We start from the raw sequence: 17,281 nt of genomic DNA on the forward strand, positions 1-17,281 counted from the left end.
AATTAATGATTAAGGTTAAACATGTTAGATGTAAATGATATTATGAAAATACTTCCGCATAGATATCCGTTTTTACTTATTGATAGGGTTATTGAAGTTAGTCCTGGCGAAAGTATTGAAGCTTATAAAAATGTAACAATTGGAGACCACATTTTCCAAGGACATTTCCCAGGACATCCTATTTATCCAGGAGTTATGATACTTGAAGGTATGGCACAAGCTGGTGGAGTGTTAGCTTTTAAAAGCGATGATGATGGGGATTTTGAAAACAAAGTAGTCTATTTTATGACTATTGATAAGGCGAAATTTAGACACCCAATTAGACCTGGCGATAAGCTTGTTTATAAGATAAATGTTTTAAAACATAGAGGTAGAATTTGGGTTTTAGAGGGAAAAGCTTATGTTGATGATAAATTAGCAGCCCAAGCTGAATTTCAAGCAATGATAATGGATAAATAATGAATATCCATAATACTGCTATTGTTGAAGATGGTGCTATTTTAGAAGATGGCGTTATAGTTGAGCAATTTGCATTTATAAGCAAGGATGCAAAAATAGGTAAAAATAGTATTATAAAACAAGGTTCAAGAGTTGTTGGAAACACAACTATTGGAGAAAATAGTAAAATTTTTAGCTATGCAATCGTTGGTGAGATTCCGCAAGATATGAGCTTCGTAAACGGCGAAAAAACAGGGCTTATAATAGGTAAAAATGCAGTTATTCATGAGTTTTGCACTATAAACTCAGGCTCTCATAAAGGCGATGGTTTTACAAGAATCGGAGATAATGCTTTTATAATGGCATATTGTCATATAGCGCATGATTGTATAGTAGGAAATAATATTATTTTGGCAAACAACGCAACACTAGCAGGACATGTTGAGCTTGGAGATTTTACTGTTGTTGGAGGGCTTACTCCTATTCACCAATTTGTAAAAGTTGGGCAAAGTGCTATGATAGCAGGAGCTAGTGCTTTGTCTCAAGATATTCCACCATTTTGTTTAGCTGAGGGAAATAGGGCTTATATTAGAGGATTAAATCTAGTTGGCATTAGAAGAAGATTCCCTAAAGATGAGGTTGAAATAATTAATAAAGCCTATAAATTTATTTTTAATCAAGGTGAGAACATAAAAGAACAAGCTGAAATTTTATTAAAAAATAGTGATAATTTAAATGTAAAAGATATGTGCGAATTTATAATAAATACAAAAAGAGGAATTCCTCTAAAAAAAGGAAAAATTTGATGGTTAAAATTTGTAGTTTTTGTAAAGAACCACAAAAAGATGGGGTAAAATTTTTAATAAACGATAAAAAAGATGCTTATTTGTGTGAACAATGTGTAGATATGGCATATGAGTTTATACATGGTGGAGAAAATAAAGATGTTGATATCTCAAATTTAGACAATGAAAGTATAAAGCATATAACCCCAAAAGAGTTAAAAGATGTTTTAGATAGTTATGTTGTAGGTCAAGATAGGGCTAAAAAAGCATTTAGTGTTGGGGTTTATAATCATTATAAAAGAATATTTAAACAAAATGATGTTAAAGATGACACTGAAATTTCAAAATCAAATATTTTATTTATAGGACCAACAGGAAGTGGAAAAACTCTAATGGCACAGACTTTGGCAAGATATCTAGATATACCAATAGCAATTTGTGATGCGACAAGCTTAACTGAGGCTGGTTATGTTGGAGAAGATGTTGAAAATATTTTAACCAAGCTTTTACAAGCCGCTGATGGCGATATAAAAAAAGCTGAACAAGGTATTGTTTTTGTAGACGAGTTAGATAAAATTTCTCGTATGAGTGAAAATAGAAGCATTACAAGAGATGTTAGTGGAGAGGGTGTTCAGCAAGCACTATTGAAAATTATTGAAGGAAGTGTTGTAAATATACCTCCAAAAGGTGGCAGAAAACACCCTAATCAAGAATTTATTCAAATTGATACTACAAATATTTTATTTGTTTGTGGTGGTGCATTTGATGGCTTAAATGAAATAATTAATAGAAGAATAGGCAAAAATGTTTTGGGCTTTAATCAAGATAAAAGAACAAAAAAAGAAAATAGTAATCTAACGCATTTAGTTGAAAGTGATGATTTGGTTCATTATGGAATAATTCCTGAATTATTAGGAAGACTTCACATAATTGCAACTTTAGATGAATTAGATAAAGAGGATATGGTAAGAATTTTAACTGAGCCTAAAAATGCTATTTTAAAACAATATGAAAAGATATTTGCAATAGATGGAGCAAAGCTTAAAGTTGATGAAGAGGCACTTTTGGAAGTAGCTAGTTTAGCTATTAAGAGAAAAACAGGTGCAAGAGGGCTTAGAAGTATAATGGAAGAGATTATGCTTGATATTATGTTTGATCTGCCAGAGCTAAAAGGCTATGATGTGGTTATCACAAAAGATGTAGTAGATGGCAAAGAAAAACCAATTTTAATAAAGCAAGATATACTTAGCGAATAATAAAGGAAAAAGATGTTATTAGATACAGTTTTAGGGCTATTTTCAAGCGATATGGGTATAGATTTAGGAACGGCAAATACTCTTATTTTAGTAAAGGATAAAGGTATTATTATAAATGAGCCAAGTGTTGTTGCAGTTGAAAATCAAAAATATGGCAAACAAAAAATTCTAGCAGTAGGACATGAAGCTAAAGAGATGGTTGGAAAAACACCAGGAGATATAGAGGCAATTCGCCCTATGAAAGATGGCGTTATAGCCGATTTTGATATGACTGAGAGAATGATAAGATATTTTATAGAAAAAACCCATAAAAGAAAGATGTTTATAAGTCCTAGAATTATTATATCAGTTCCTTATGGATTAACTCAAGTGGAGAGAAAAGCTGTTAGAGATAGTGCTTTAATGGCAGGGGCTAGAGAGGTATTTTTGATTGAAGAGCCTATGGCAGCTGCTATTGGAGCAGGGCTTCCTGTGCAAGAACCAAAAGGAAGTTTAGTTGTTGATATAGGTGGTGGAACAACTGAAATAGGGGTTATATCTCTTGGTGGGCTTGTAATAAGCAAATCAATTAGAACAGCAGGCGATAAGTTTAATAATAGCATAGTAAATTATGTAAAAGAAAAATATAATCTTTTAATAGGTGAGCGAACCGGTGAAGATATTAAGATGAAAGTAGGAACTGCTATTCAACTTCCTGAAGAGCTTGTGACTATAGTTAAAGGAAGAGATCAAATAAGTGGTCTTTTAAGTAGGGTAGAACTTACTAGTGAAGATGTTAGAGAATCTATGAGAGAGGCCTTAAAAGAGATAGCAGACGCTTTGAAAACTGTTCTTGAATTAATGCCACCTGATCTTGCTTCAGATATTGTTGAAAATGGTATAGTTTTAACAGGCGGAGGAGCTTTAATTAGAGGAATTGATAAATATTTAAGCGATATAGTAAAACTACCTGTATATGTTGCAGATGAACCGCTTTTAGCAGTTGCTAAAGGAACAGGAAAAGCCTTACAAGAGATGAATATACTAAGACAATTATCAGATGAATAAACTTAAGCCAATATTATTTATAGCTATTTTTTTAAGCTTATCTATATATATTGGTTCAAATATAAAAGGAAGTATTGTAGGCATTTCAAATAATTTTGTTAGTGCTTTTAAAAATGGTAAAGAATTTATTACAAATAAAATCAATAACCATTTTTATCAAGCACAAGAAATTCAAAAATTAAGAACAGAAAATCAAATTTTAAGAAAAGAATCAACCCTACTAAATACAGTTGCAAATGAATTAAATCAAATTTTAAAAGATACAAAATCAATACAATTTTCTCCAGATGTACAAATTTCAAGGATATTATCATATGTAAATATCAGTGATTATAGTAAATTTTGGATAGATTTTAAAGGTATTAAAAAAGATGAAATTCGTGGTGCAATTTATCAAGGAAATACAGCAGGAATAATAACTCAAAAAGATGGTAATGCTGTGGCTATATTGCAAACCGATCCAAAGTCATCTTTTTCTGTTGCTATTGGTGATAGCAAAATTCCAGGAATTGCTAATGGAGATGGTAAAAATGTAGTAGTGAAGTTTATACCACAATGGCTAAAACCTGAGATTGGAGAAGAGGTTTATACTAGTGGAATGGATAATATCTTTTTTGCTGGAGTTCCTGTTGGTAAAATAAAAGAGATAGTAGACGATGACTTATACAAAAGTGCCATTATAGAACCTTATTTTAAAGAAAATATACCGACATTTTTGTATATCGTCATAAAGGAGAGATGAATGCCAAAAAGAGATGATTTTAAATCAGTGTTAGTTATAGGTAGTGGACCTATTGTAATCGGTCAAGCTTGTGAGTTTGATTATAGTGGGACTCAAGCCGTAAAAACTCTAAAAAAATTAGGTTATAAAGTAGTTTTGATAAACTCAAATCCTGCAACAGTAATGACAGATCAAGATTTTGCTGATTCGACCTATATAGAACCTATAACAAAAGATAGTATTTTAAGAATTATAAAAAAAGAAAAAATAGATGCTATTTTGCCTACTATGGGCGGTCAGGTAGCACTAAATGTTGGAATGGAGGTTTATGATAGTAAAGAAGCTCCAGAGGTTAAATTTATAGGTATTAGTCCTGAGGCGATAAAAAGAGGTGAAGATAGAGTATCTTTCAAAGAAACTATGGTTGAGATAGGAATGGATTTACCAAAATCAAGTTATGCTTATAATATGGAAGAAGCTTTAAAAGCTGCTGAAGAGATAGGGTTTCCACTTATTATAAGAGCAAGCTATACATTAGGTGGTGCAGGAAGTGGGGTTGCTTATAATATTGATGAGTTTAAAAAACTTGCTGCAAATGGTATACAAATAAGCCCAATTCATGAAATTTTGATAGAAGAGAGTTTGCTTGGTTGGAAAGAGATGGAAATGGAGATAATACGCGATACAAAAGATCAATGTATTGTTATCTGTCCTATTGAAAATATAGATCCAATGGGAATTCACACAGGTGATAGTATTACCATAGCTCCAACTTTAACTATGAATGACAAAGATTATCAAAAAATGAAAAAAGCAAGCTTTGATATAGTCCGTGCTATCGGGGTTGATTGTGGTGGAAGCAACATTCAGTTTGCACTTGATCCAAAAAGCGATAGAATGGTTGTTATAGAGATGAATCCAAGAGTTTCAAGAAGCTCAGCACTTGCTAGTAAAGCAACAGGTTATCCTATCGCAAAAGTTTCAACTATGCTTGCTGTTGGTTTTACGCTTGATGAGATAAAAGACGATATGACAGGAAGATCGGCTTATTATGAACCTGAAGTTGATTATATAGTTACTAAAGTTCCTAAATTTGCATTTGAGAAATTTGCTGGTGCAGATCCTCAGCTAGGCACTGCAATGAAGAGTGTTGGCGAGGTTATGAGTATAGGTGGAAATTTTAAAGAGAGCCTTCAAAAAGCACTTTGTTCACTTGAAAGTGGATTAAGTGGATTTGATGATATTAAGATAAGCGATACAGATTTAAGATACAAATTAAGACATGCTGATGATAAGAGAATTTTATATGTAGCTCAAGCATTTAGAAATGGTTATAGTATTGATGAGCTTTATGATTTAACTAAAATTGAAAAGTATTTTTTAAGAGAAATTCAAGAGATAGTAGATGTTGAAAACAGCATAGATATGGATATTTTAAATGATAAAGAGAGACTAAGAGAGATTAAATCTATGGGCTTTTCAGACAAAAGAATTGCCTATCTTATAAACAAAAAAGAAAATCTTGATTTAACACAAAATGATATATATTTTGCAAGGTCAAAATTTGGCATTACCCATGTTTATAAAAAGGTTGATACAAGTGCAGGAAAACTTCATACAGATATCTCATATCTTTATTCAAAAACTCCAAATGATGGGTTAAAAGATTTACCAGTTGATAATAAAAACAAAAAAGTTTTAATAATTGGTGGTGGACCAAATAGAATTGGTCAAGGCATTGAGTTTGATTATTGTTGTGTGCATGCAAGCTATGCTTTGCGTGATTTAGGAGTTACAACAATTATGTATAACTGCAACCCTGAAACAGTTAGCACGGATTATGATACAAGCGATATTTTATACTTTGAACCAATTGATTTTGAACATGTAAGAACAGTCATTGAAAGAGAAAATCCAGATGGCATAATAGTTCATTTTGGTGGACAAACACCACTTAAATTTGCTAAAAAAATTCAAATGCTTGGAGCTAAAATAATAGGAACAAGTGCAAGAGTTATTGATATGGCTGAAGATAGAGAGAAATTTAGTAAATTCATAAAAGAAATTGGTGTAAAACAACCTGTAAATGACACAGCTATCAGTAAAGAAGATGCACTTAAAAAGGCTCAAAATATAGGATATCCTGTTTTAGTTCGTCCAAGTTATGTTTTAGGTGGTCGTGCTATGAAAAGAGTTCATAATGAAGAGGAGCTGAAAGCATATATGGACGAAGCAGTTAGTGTTAGCCACCACTCTCCTGTGTTGCTTGATAAGTTTTTAGAAGATGGAATTGAGCTTGATGTTGATGCGATTAGTGATGGAAAAGATGTTTATATAGGGGCGATTATTGAACATATTGAAGAGGCTGGAATTCATTCAGGCGATAGTGCGGGAATGTTGCCACCTTATAGTATAAACAGGCAAATGATAGATGAAATAGAAGAAAAAACAAAAGATATAGCCTTAAGTTTAGGCGTAATTGGACTTATGAATATACAATTTGCCATATATAAAGATGAACTCTATATGATTGAAGTTAATCCTAGAGCTAGCAGAACTGTTCCATTTGTAAGCAAAGCAACAGGTATTCCTATGGCAAAGGTTGCTACAAGAGTAATGTGGCAAGGAAATTTAAGAGAATCACTTAAATTTTACGATACTTTTAATATTGTATACGAAGAAAAAGGTATATTAAAACCAAAGATGAAAAAACAAATTTGTGTTAAAGAGAGCGTTTTTCCTTTTAATAAATTAGTAGGCTCTGATCTTGATTTAGGACCTGAGATGAAAAGCACAGGTGAGGTTATGGGCATAAGTGACAGTTTTGAAAAAAGTTTTATAAAGTCTCAAATTTCAGCTAATAATTTACTACCTGTAGAAGGTGAAGTGTTTTTGAGTTTGGCCGACAAAGATAAAAAAGATAGTGTAGGTTTAGCTAAAAATTTAATAAAAGAAGGGTTTAAATTAGTATCTACATCAGGAACGCATAAATTTTTAAAAGAACACAATATAGATAGTGAATTAATTTATAAAATTAGCGAAGGTCGCCCAAATGTTGAAGATAGGATAAAAAATGAAAAGATTAAACTAGTGATTAATACAAGCGATAGTAAAAGCTATACAGAAGATGGTGCTAAAATTCGCGAGGGCGTACTTAGATATAACATTCCATATTTTAGAACTATAAAAGAGGCATTAGTTGCTTCTAGGTCTATCTCTACACTCAAAGACAAAACAGCATTAGAGGTTAAAAGTATCCAAGAGTGGTTAAAAGACTAATTGGTTAAATTTATACTAGCAACTATTTGGTTGCTAGTATTTTAATTTTTATTTTACATCTTATTTTTTATAAATATTATACATTATATTGAACTCTAAAATTTAGCAATTTTGAGTGAATTTTATTTAGTTATTTTAAATTCTCTACCTAGTTATCTTTTTTGTTTTTGTTATTATATTATAAGTTTTTAACAGAAGCGTTATTAGAGGATATTATCATTACTTAGGATATATTAACAACCTATAAGTCATCTTAAATTTACTTCTATTTACTCTTATTGTTTACTACCTTATAATCTTAAAATTTTCACTAAATCATCTTAAGTATTTGTAAAGAATTTCCTTAAGGTTTTAATGCTTGTTTGTTTACTATATCTGTTTTTTATTTTTGTTTTAAATTTTGATATTCTTTGTAATGCTTAGCTTGAATGGCTAGATAACAAGTGTTATAAATTATAAGACGGTAAAGATTTTAATGATAAAGTAGTAAAGACTTTAAATGATAAGTAATAAGTTATCTAAACGACGAAATAAAAATTCTGAATTGCTAAATAGTAATGATTTTGAATAACAAAATATCAAAAAGCTTTGGATTATGTTAAATAAATTAATTTTTACTCTCTTCAAATTTTGAGTAAAATATAACCGAAATTACTATAATCGCACCATATACAACCCTAGTATAAAAAGCATCAAATCCCATAGCAACTATGCCACTTTCCATTATGCCAATTATTATACTTCCAATGATAGTTCCATAAATACTCCCACTTCCTCCTTTTGCTCCAGTTCCACCTATAAAAATAGCTGCAAAAACTAAAAGCATATACCCTTCGCCTTGAGTTGGCCACCAATTTATAAACTCTAAGCTTAAAATTATCCCTGCAAGTGTGCTCATAATGCCCATATTTATAAAAAGAATATACCTGGTTTTAGCCACATTTATACCAAGCATTTTAGCAGCTTTTTCGTTATCTCCTGTAAAAAGAACACTATCTCCAAATTTGTGTCTAAATATGAAAAGATAGGTTAATAGACATATTATAATTGCCCAAAAAGCTTGCATAGGTATTTCAAATGGAGTTACTCTACCCACAAAAATCTCTTTTAATAAACCATTTGCATTTGCTAAAGACAAAGATAGCCCACTGCTTAAAACAACAGCAAGTCCTCTAAAGAAAAATTGAGTTCCAATGGTTGCAATTATTGAGTTTACCTTTATATTTACAACTAAAAAGGCATTTAATGCCCCTGCTATAACTCCAAAAAATAGAGCCAAAATCAAAGCCAAAAACATAGAGTTTGTAGTGTTAAAAGTGTATGAAAATACAAACCCTCCCATTGCCATAGTTGCAGGAAAGCTCATATCAAACTCTCCAGCTATTATAAGCGGAAGCAAACCTATACATAAAATTAAGATTATAGGAATGCTAGAAAGATAGCTAAAATATATATTTGGTTTTAAAAAAACTCCGGGCGAAAATGAGGCAAAAAGTGCCAAAATAAAGATTAAAACTAAACTTATAATTACATTTTTTTTATTCATAAAATGCCTTATACAAAGCATCTAAGCTTGAAATTTCCTCTTTTAAAAACTCACTTTTAATAAGACCGTCTCTTAAAAGAACAAATTTATCCCCAATATTAAAAGCTTGATTTAGGTTGTGAGTTATTATAATTACACTCATACCTTTTTGCTTTAATTTTTTTAAAAATCCCATAAATTTTGCAGCTTCATTTATGCCAAGTGCCGTTGTTGGCTCATCTAAGATTAAAACTTTAGAGTTAAAATGTATAGCTCTTGCTATGCAAAGACCTTGTTTTTCGCCACCACTTAAATTTAATGCTTTTGTTGTGGCATTTAGCCCTTTTCCATTAAAACCTAAAAAATTTTTTAAGATTTCATTTGTAATTGCTATCTCTTTTTTTCTATCTATTAGTCCAAATTTTGTAATATGTCTATTTGCAAAGATATTTCTATAAATTTCTTGCTCTAACCCTAAGGAGTTTTCTTGAAAAACAACCTCAATACCTAGTTTTCTAGACTCTTTTAGGCTATATCTTTTTTTGTCTATCTCTTTGCCAAAAATGCTAAATTCATCAGTTTTATCAAATTTATCAAATCCACAAAGGCATTTTATAAATGTGCTTTTCCCTGCACCGTTATCGCCTAAAAGGGCGACTACTTCGCCCTTTTTTAAGCTAAAATCAATGCCTTTTAAAACCTCAGTTTTGCCAAAGCTTTTGTGTGCATTTTTGATTTTTATCATACTTATCTTATGCCTTGTTTGATTAAAGGCTCGATCATATCAATGTTTTCTTTAGTTACAAAACCGCCACCTGTATCTACATGAAATCCAGAAAATCCATATTTTTTACTCATATAAATTTGAACTATACTAAAATATCCTTGGAAAAATGGTTGTGCATCGCCTATTATATCAACATAGCCATCTTTAATGCCAGCTAGAGTTGCAGGTGAAAGTGAAAAACCAGCAATGCTAAGTTTGTCTTTATCAAGCCCTAAGTTTTTCATAAATTGACCCATTTGTGCAGTTAACGAGCCGTGATCTATAAACGCAACTTTTGTATCAGGGTGTTTAGCCATGTAAGCTCCAAAAACATTTTGTCCAAGTGTTGCGTCTTTGTTTATTTCAGGTGAAATTTCAATATAGTCAACAACTATTCCATTTTGTTCCAAAACTTCTATCATAGCTTTTGCTCTAAGTCCGCGTTCAGGTTGGCTTAATAGCCCCCAAACTAAAGCTTTATCGCCTTTTTTTAGTTTAAGATATCTAATTGCTTCATTACCCATAGCAATGCCTGAAGAGTAGTTGTCACTTCCTGCATAACCAAAGCCTTTAGAGCCATTTTCTTTTCTTGTCTCCTTAAGTGGAGTGTCTATTGAAGTTACGTATATTCCATCTTTTATAGCTTTATCTATCAAAGGCTTGTAGATTTCATCTCCTGGATGTCCCATTACAACTATTCCATCTGGTTTTGTTGCACTATAAGTTCTAAAGTTTTCAAGCATTTTATTTGGATTCCAGTCTGAAAAATAGACTTTCAAATCCACATTTAAATCTTTAGCCGCAGCTTTTGCTCCATTTGATATAACGGTTCCAAATGCATCTCCTGCACTTCCGCCTGCATCAAAATATATAGTTAGTTTGTCTTTCGCATTTGCAAAAGAGAACGCTAGAATTAAACTAAGTAGTAGTTTTTTCATTTTTTCTCCTAAGATTGTTATTTTGAATTAAGATTATCATTATACAAAAAAATAATAAATAAACTTATATCTAATTGATAAATTATATTTTGTTACTCAGATATACAAATTTCACCATTTTTTATTGATTTTATAGTAAAAAAAGTAACTATACTAACTAGCATAATTAGACCAACAAAACTAAAAATACTACCCATTATAAACCAGTTATTATGAGTTAATTCATAGGCTTTTGAAAATGCTAAACTTGCTGCAGCTATAGGAAAAGTAAAAGCCCACCAAGATAGGAAAAATTTCATCTTTAAAAAGTTTTTATACATAAAAAGTATCAAAACTACAAAAAATATAGTTAAATTTAAAAATATATATGACATCGCATCAAAACTATTTGTTAGTTTTATATATCCAACAAAAGCTATCGCAGGAGGTGCTATAATTATAAAAAGTGTTGGCATAAACTTTTTAGCAAGCTGGTCGTGGAAGATGATTCTATAAAATATAATGGTAAATAAAATAATCCAAAAAAATAGCCCTATAGAAAAATAATACCATACAAATGGTGCGTTATTTATATCTGCAAGTGGAACAAGCAAATTTCCAACTATTGGTATAAACCAAGCGGGATTTGAGTGGTTTATTGAGAGGTTATTGTTTATCCAAAATGATACAACATAAAATGTTAAAAAGGTTTGTATAGCTAGTCCTAAATAAAAAAATGCACTATAAACAGAAGTGTTGGTTTTCCAAAAAATAGAAAGCAATAAAAGCGAAATAGAAAAAGCTGCAAAAAAGTTAATTTTTATAGGGTGAAAAAACTCCTTTTTTACCTCTTGTGGGTATTTAATTAATTTTATAAGATAAATTACCGAAATTATAAAAAATAGTGTAGTTGTAAAGTATTTTATGCACTCAAAAACTACATTTGACAGATGAAAAAAATGGTTAAGTCTTTCATAAGACATTCCAAGTCCACTAAAACCCATAATAGTTGCAAAAAACATTATAGGGAAATTTTGCAATTTTGAGACCTCTTTTTTTACTAAATTTGGTGTTTCATTCATTTTATACCTTTTAAATTATTTTTTATACAATCTTATCTATAATGTTATAATAATTTAGTGATAAAATCACAAAAGGTTGAATATGCTTAGTAAAGAAGATATTTATTTTTTACAAAAAAACTTTTTAGATAAGTTTAATTTTGAAAAAGAAGATACGGAAGAAATCATAAAAAATACCAAAAATAAATTTATGAAAAAAGATGAAATTTTATATCAAAATAGCAGTGAATGCAACGGCTATATAATTGTTAAAAGTGGAATTTTAAGGGCATATATAAGTTCAAATAAATTTAAAGAGATTACGGTTTTTGTATTGAAAGAAAATGAGCAGTGTATGTTGTGTTCTAATTGTTGCAATATGGCTACTTTTAATGAGGAGTTAAATTTGCAAGTTGCACAAGATTGTAAATTTTTACTTATACCAACTATAATTTTTGAAAAATTAAAAGCCAAATATCCACAAATTTCAGAACATACTTTAAATTTGATGTCAAAAAGGTTTAACTCTGTGGTAACCACAATGGAGAAGGCACTTTTTTCTCCACTAAATGATAGAATACTTGATTTTTTAAATAAAAATAACAAAAATAGTGTTATTAAAATCACACATCAAGAACTAGCAAACCATTTAGGAAGTGCAAGAGAGGTCATTTCAAGAGTATTGAAAGAGTTGGAAAAAGAAAAAATAATTGAACAAAAAAGAGGAGTTATAACTATTTTATAAAATTTATTGTGATGATATCACAGATTAAAATTTTGGTATTTGTTACTATACTACCAAATTTATAAATTTCAAGGAGTTTGTAGTGGTTAGTACAAAATCAAGAGTTATAAGAGTTATAATAGGACTTACTTTAATAGTTGGAATTTGGTATTTTTATAGAAGCTGGTGGGCACTTATAGGTTTAATTCCACTCGTAGTTGGTGTAACTGGTTTTTGCCCTGCATGTTATTTTTTAAATAGATGCTCTATAAAAAGAAGATAGTTAGATACATTTTATAGGGGCTATACAAACAGCCCTTATAAATTGAGATTTATCCAAATACCGATACTTCACCTTTAATTAAAGATTTTAATGTTTCATAAGTTACTATGCAAATTAAAATTAATAGTGCCAAAAATGCAAGTAGACCAATTACTATAAAAAAAGTATCGCCTGTTATTTCATAAGCTTTTAAAAAGGCTTTACAAGCAACTGCTACAGGAAAAGTAAAAGCCCACCATGACAGGAAAAATTCAAGTTTTATAAAGTTTTTATACATAAAAAGTATGAGTGCTGTAAAAAATATAGATAAGCTTAAAAATACAAAAGAAAAGTTGTCAAAATTACTTGAGAGTTTTTCATAATCTCCAAATGCAATAGATGGTGGAGCTATTGTTATAAAAAGTGTTGGCATAAATTTTTGTGCTAATTGGTCGTGAAATATAATTCTATAAAAAATAATTGTAAATAAAACTATCCAAAAAAACATTCCAATTGAAAAAAAATACCACAAATAATGAGAACTTTCTCTAGCTGCTGACACGATTACTAAATTTCCTACTATTGGCATAAACCAAGATGGATTTGATGCGTTGATTGAGAGGTTATTATTTATCCAAAATGATATAACATAAAATGTTAAAAAAGTTTGAACTACCATACCAGTGTAAAAAAATGTATTGTAGATTAGTGCGTGTTTGCTCCATAAATTTGATATAAGTAAAACAGATATTGAAAAAGCTGCAAAAAAGTTGATTTTGATTGGGTGTGAAAATTCTTCTTTAACAGCTTTTGGATATTTTATGAACTTTGCTAGATAAAAGCCACTTATCATAAAAAATAATATCGTTGTAAAATACTTTAAAATTTCAAAAATTACATTTGAGATATGAAAAATGTTGTCTAGCTTTTCATATGACATTGTAAGCCCACTAAAACCCATGATAACAGTAAAAAACATAATTGGGAAGTTCTCTAAATTTGTGATACTTTTATGCTCAACATTAATTGTAGTCATTGATTTATCCTATCATTATATAAAATCAAATAATAGTATTTAATATAATTTTAGTTTTGATAAGTTTTAGCTTTTTATAGAGTTTTAGGTTTTAAAGGTATCAAAATATTTTAAAACTATTGTTTGAAATTTTCCTAGAAATTTTATTGCTTTTATCTTGAAGTTTTTATTAAATTTATAAATAAATTGAATGTTTATTGGTTAAAATTAGGTTGTAAAAGCAACCTAATAAAATTAGAATTTGTAGTTATAACCTATATAAGCACCATAAGGTTTTGGTTTATTATCAAGACTTTTATATTTTGCAAATGCAGCCTTAACACCAAATTCAACTTCATTTTGAGAATTTATTTCATAAATTCCACCAACTTTTGCACCTATTTTCCAGCCATGTCCAGAAAATTTAAATATTTCATTTAAATCATTTTTTACTTTATATTTCATTTTAGAGCGACCTCCAAATGCACCAACAACAAATTTAAAATTATCTGTAATTTTAGGTGTGTAGTCAGCTCCAATTAATATGTCATCTGATTTTTGGGATATATATGCTCCGTCTTCAAAATTAATTTTTGCTTTAAAATTGTGAATATACTCTCCATAAACTCTATACATATCAAAGTCATATCCAGCTTTAAAACCTAATGATGCATGAGATTTTTTAAATGTAACCTTTTTTTCTGTAGGCAAGCCTGGATCTTCTATAAGCGATGTAGATGTTTTATAATACCCAGCTTCACCACCTACAAAAAGACCCTCAGCAAGCATTGAGCTTGCAACTAAAGAACTAGCTAAAATTGTTTTAACTAATACATTTTTCATTCAATCCCCTTTGCCAAAAATTAATGTGCAATTTTATCACTTTTATTATAAAGTTAACTTTAAATTTAATTTGCATAATTTTAAAATTAATTTTATATGATATAATTTTAAAATATAAGGAGTTTTATGATTTTTTTAGCACAAACTGATACAACTGCTGGTTTTTTAAGTAATGATTTTAAGGAGCTAAACAAGGTTAAAAATAGAGCATTAAATACACCTTGTATTATGACAACATCTAGCTTAAAAAAGTTAAAACTTCTAGCTAGAGTTCCAAATAGGCATAAAAATTTCATTAGAAAAGCAAAAAAATCAACTATTATATATCCAAACTTAAAAAGCATAAGAGTTGTAAAAGACAAAAAGCACAATGAGTTTTTAGATAAATTTCTGTTTTTATACTCCACTTCTGCAAATCTTCATGGAGAAAAATTTAATGAAGAGTTTGCCAAAAGTGTGGCAGATGAGGTAGTAGACAGTGAATTTTTTGAAAAAACTCCTTCAAAAATGTATAGAGTTTCAAGAAATAAAATTAAAAAAGTGAGGTAAATATGCAAAAATGTATAGAAAATTTAACCAAAAACGGATTTGAAGTTGTTGTAGTTGAAAGCTCAAAAGAGGCTTTAGAATATGCAAAAAAAGTTATTTTTAAAGATGCTGTTGTCGGACTTGGAGGTTCAATAACAGTTAAGCAAATTGGACTTTTGGATTATTTAGTTGATTTAAAAGATATTAAACTTTTAAACCAATATGAAAAAGGCATATCTTCAGAAGAAAACAGCAAAAGAAGAAGAGAGGGGTTACTTGCAGATATCTATATAACAAGCACTAATGCTATCACTAAAAATGGAGAGCTTTTAAACGCAGATGGTAGTGGAAACAGAGTTGCTGCTCAAATTTTTGGACCTAAAAAGGTGCTTTTGTTTGCAGGAGTTAATAAAATTGTAGATAATTTTGAAGATGCCATAAAAAGAATAAATGAAGTAGCAATTCCCAAAAATATAGAAAGAATAAACAAAGCAGCTAAAGAGCATGGCAAAGAGGGTAAATATAATGCTCAAAATATAGCTAATAAATTTAGCTATATTAATGGTGATGACAAAGGTAGAACTACTATAGTTTTAATAAAAGAAGAATTAGGATTTTAATTTATATACAGGATATAAATTATTTAGATTTTATATCCTGTTTTCTATTAGTTTTTTTACAACATAACTAGCTAAAAATAGTCCAAAAGTTGCAGTTACACCCATAAAACTTCCTAAATTTTTCATATCTTTTGGAAGTTCTGTGGAAAAAATGACATCAAAATTGCCTTTAAAACCTGATTTTTTAAGTTCATATCTAAATTTTCTAGCAAACGGGTCTGTATTTGTTTTCCAAATGTTAGTTATCTTTATAAGCTCAGGATTTAGGCGTTTTGCTCCACCCATAGAGCTAACAAATTTAGTTTTGTTATCGTTGTTAGTTATAATTTTGTTAGCTAGCATTACCTTAGCATTTATATCATCAATTGCATCAACTATAAAATCAAACTCGCTAAAATCAAACTTATCTACAAAATCACTATCTATTTTTGCAAAAATAGGGGTAATGTTTTCAAATTTAGCCTTGAAGACATCTACCTTTTTTTCTCCAATATTTTCACTTCCAAGCTGTCTGTTTTGATTTGTAATTTCAAAAGTATCACAGTCAATTATAGTTAAGTTTATAACTCCACTTCTATAAAGTGCTTCTATACAAGCTCCACCAACTCCACCACAACCACATACTAAAACTTTGGCATTTTGTAGCTTTTCAAAATTATCTTCAAAAAGCCATCTGCTTCTTGTAAATCTATCTATCATCTCAGCCATTTTTCCACACTTTCAAGCTCATTAAAATCAGTTAAATTTAAAGTTATTGGTGTCAAACTTGCATACCCATCAATCAAAGCCTTTATGTCTGTATTTTTGTTTTTGTTTTCATCATAGTTTATGTTCATTTTTCCAAGCCAGTAATACTCTAACCCTCTTGGATTTTTATTAAGTTGTGCGTCTGTTGTATAAAACTTTTCACCTGCACCTACGGCTTTCAAGCCTTTATAGTCATTTTTACTAACTGCTGGAATATTTAAGTTTAGAAATTTTTTAGGTGGTAAAGGGTATCCGTCTTTGAAAATCTTTTTAACAATATCTATAGTTATTTTGCAAGCTAAATCAAAACCATTTTCCTCTAAACTATTTCCTATATAAAATTGCGATACAGCAAGGGAAGGAATACCGTGCAAAACTGCTTCCATAGCAGCACCACAAGTTCCTGAATATGTTATATCTTCAGCTACATTAGCCCCATGATTTATACCACTTATAATAAGGTCTGGCTTTTTGTTAGGGAAAAGTGTGTGAAGTGCTAAAAAGATACAATCGGCTGGAGTTGCGTTATCGAGCTTATAAAAATCATCATCAATACTTATAAATCTTAGTGGTTTTGTAAGGGTTAAAGAGTGTGCACAGGCTGATTTTTCAGTGCTTGGAGCTACAACTGTAATGTGAGCTATATCTCTTAACGTTTTTACAAGTTCATTTATGCCAAGAGCTTCAAAACCATCATCATTTGTAATTAAAATTTCTTTCAAAGTTAAAAGTCCTTTTTCTATAAGT

At 29.9% G+C, this 17,281-nt stretch carries 18 protein-coding genes; 10 read left to right on the forward strand and 8 right to left on the reverse strand.

What is annotated here, in order from left to right:
• Positions 1–21: 21 nt before the first annotated feature.
• Genes fabZ through carB form a run of 6 tightly spaced genes read left to right on the forward strand, consistent with a single transcriptional unit; the run spans position 22 to position 7,526 of the window.
• Positions 22–459 (forward strand): 3-hydroxyacyl-ACP dehydratase FabZ, encoded by a 438-nt coding sequence (gene fabZ / locus CBLAS_RS01010; RefSeq protein WP_106870833.1) that lies wholly within the window; start codon positions 22–24, stop codon positions 457–459.
• Positions 456–1,244, forward strand: a complete 789-nt coding sequence (gene lpxA, locus CBLAS_RS01015) for an acyl-ACP--UDP-N-acetylglucosamine O-acyltransferase (protein WP_241517588.1) — start codon at positions 456–458, stop codon at positions 1,242–1,244. The genes fabZ and lpxA overlap by 4 nt, the downstream gene beginning before the upstream one ends.
• Complete coding sequence (gene clpX, locus CBLAS_RS01020; protein WP_106870836.1) at positions 1,244–2,479, forward strand: ATP-dependent Clp protease ATP-binding subunit ClpX; 1,236 nt, start codon at positions 1,244–1,246, stop codon at positions 2,477–2,479. Before lpxA ends, clpX begins: the two co-directional genes overlap by 1 nt.
• A 12-nt stretch (positions 2,480–2,491) precedes the next feature.
• Positions 2,492–3,526: a rod shape-determining protein gene (locus CBLAS_RS01025; RefSeq protein WP_106870838.1), complete on the forward strand. Its 1,035-nt coding sequence runs from the start codon at positions 2,492–2,494 to the stop codon at positions 3,524–3,526.
• Positions 3,519–4,268 carry a rod shape-determining protein MreC gene (gene mreC / locus CBLAS_RS01030; RefSeq protein WP_106870840.1) on the forward strand — a complete coding sequence of 250 codons (750 nt, stop codon included), beginning with the start codon at positions 3,519–3,521 and terminating at the stop codon, positions 4,266–4,268. The genes CBLAS_RS01025 and mreC overlap by 8 nt, the downstream gene beginning before the upstream one ends.
• Positions 4,269–7,526, forward strand: a complete 3,258-nt coding sequence (gene carB / locus CBLAS_RS01035) for a carbamoyl-phosphate synthase large subunit (RefSeq protein ID WP_106870841.1) — start codon at positions 4,269–4,271, stop codon at positions 7,524–7,526.
• 607 nt (positions 7,527–8,133) lie between these two features.
• On the opposite strand, the gene CBLAS_RS01040 is transcribed toward carB, so the two are convergent.
• The 4 genes from CBLAS_RS01040 to CBLAS_RS01055 all read right to left on the reverse strand — a co-directional run bounded on the left by CBLAS_RS01040 (position 8,134) and on the right by CBLAS_RS01055 (position 11,816).
• Positions 8,134–9,072 carry an ABC transporter permease gene (locus CBLAS_RS01040; protein WP_157940017.1) on the reverse strand — a complete coding sequence of 313 codons (939 nt, stop codon included), beginning with the start codon at positions 9,070–9,072 and terminating at the stop codon, positions 8,134–8,136.
• Entirely contained in the window at positions 9,065–9,796 is a 732-nt protein-coding gene (locus tag CBLAS_RS01045) for an ATP-binding cassette domain-containing protein (protein ID WP_106870845.1), read from the reverse strand. The genes CBLAS_RS01040 and CBLAS_RS01045 overlap by 8 nt, the downstream gene beginning before the upstream one ends.
• A 2-nt stretch (positions 9,797–9,798) precedes the next feature.
• Positions 9,799–10,755 (reverse strand): sugar ABC transporter substrate-binding protein, encoded by a 957-nt coding sequence (locus CBLAS_RS01050; protein WP_106870847.1) that lies wholly within the window; start codon positions 10,753–10,755, stop codon positions 9,799–9,801.
• A 92-nt stretch (positions 10,756–10,847) separates the two neighbouring features.
• Positions 10,848–11,816 (reverse strand): SLAC1 anion channel family protein, encoded by a 969-nt coding sequence (locus tag CBLAS_RS01055; RefSeq protein WP_106870849.1) that lies wholly within the window; start codon positions 11,814–11,816, stop codon positions 10,848–10,850.
• A gap of 82 nt (positions 11,817–11,898) precedes the next feature.
• Between CBLAS_RS01055 and CBLAS_RS01060 the strand changes: the two genes are divergently transcribed.
• Entirely contained in the window at positions 11,899–12,540 is a 642-nt protein-coding gene (locus tag CBLAS_RS01060) for a Crp/Fnr family transcriptional regulator (protein WP_106870851.1), read from the forward strand.
• A gap of 82 nt (positions 12,541–12,622) precedes the next feature.
• Positions 12,623–12,802: a YgaP family membrane protein gene (locus tag CBLAS_RS01065; RefSeq protein WP_106870853.1), complete on the forward strand. Its 180-nt coding sequence runs from the start codon at positions 12,623–12,625 to the stop codon at positions 12,800–12,802.
• Between the two features lie 49 nt (positions 12,803–12,851).
• Here CBLAS_RS01065 and CBLAS_RS01070 read toward each other — a convergent pair whose 3' ends face one another.
• Entirely contained in the window at positions 12,852–13,817 is a 966-nt protein-coding gene (locus CBLAS_RS01070) for an SLAC1 anion channel family protein (RefSeq protein ID WP_106870855.1), read from the reverse strand.
• 234 nt (positions 13,818–14,051) lie between these two features.
• On the reverse strand, positions 14,052–14,639 hold the full coding sequence (locus tag CBLAS_RS01075; RefSeq protein WP_106870857.1) for an outer membrane beta-barrel protein: 588 nt from the start codon (positions 14,637–14,639) through the stop codon (positions 14,052–14,054).
• Between the two features lie 126 nt (positions 14,640–14,765).
• Between CBLAS_RS01075 and CBLAS_RS01080 the strand changes: the two genes are divergently transcribed.
• Together CBLAS_RS01080 and CBLAS_RS01085 are read left to right on the forward strand one after the other, a co-directional pair.
• Positions 14,766–15,188, forward strand: a complete 423-nt coding sequence (locus tag CBLAS_RS01080; RefSeq protein WP_106870859.1) for a Sua5 YciO YrdC YwlC family protein — start codon at positions 14,766–14,768, stop codon at positions 15,186–15,188.
• Between the two features lie 2 nt (positions 15,189–15,190).
• Positions 15,191–15,787 carry a lactate utilization protein gene (locus tag CBLAS_RS01085; RefSeq protein ID WP_106870861.1) on the forward strand — a complete coding sequence of 199 codons (597 nt, stop codon included), beginning with the start codon at positions 15,191–15,193 and terminating at the stop codon, positions 15,785–15,787.
• Between the two features lie 30 nt (positions 15,788–15,817).
• Here CBLAS_RS01085 and CBLAS_RS01090 read toward each other — a convergent pair whose 3' ends face one another.
• On the reverse strand, positions 15,818–16,495 hold the full coding sequence (locus tag CBLAS_RS01090) for a ThiF family adenylyltransferase (RefSeq protein WP_106870863.1): 678 nt from the start codon (positions 16,493–16,495) through the stop codon (positions 15,818–15,820).
• The gene (surE, locus tag CBLAS_RS01095) at positions 16,483–17,256 is read right to left on the reverse strand and encodes a 5'/3'-nucleotidase SurE (RefSeq protein ID WP_106870865.1); all 774 of its coding nucleotides are present in this window, start codon (positions 17,254–17,256) and stop codon (positions 16,483–16,485) included. The genes CBLAS_RS01090 and surE overlap by 13 nt, the downstream gene beginning before the upstream one ends.
• Between the last annotated feature and the right edge of the window lie 25 nt (positions 17,257–17,281).

The sequence above is a fragment of the Campylobacter blaseri genome (assembly GCF_013201895.1).
GTDB classification, from domain to species: Bacteria; Campylobacterota; Campylobacteria; order Campylobacterales; family Campylobacteraceae; genus Campylobacter_B; species Campylobacter_B blaseri.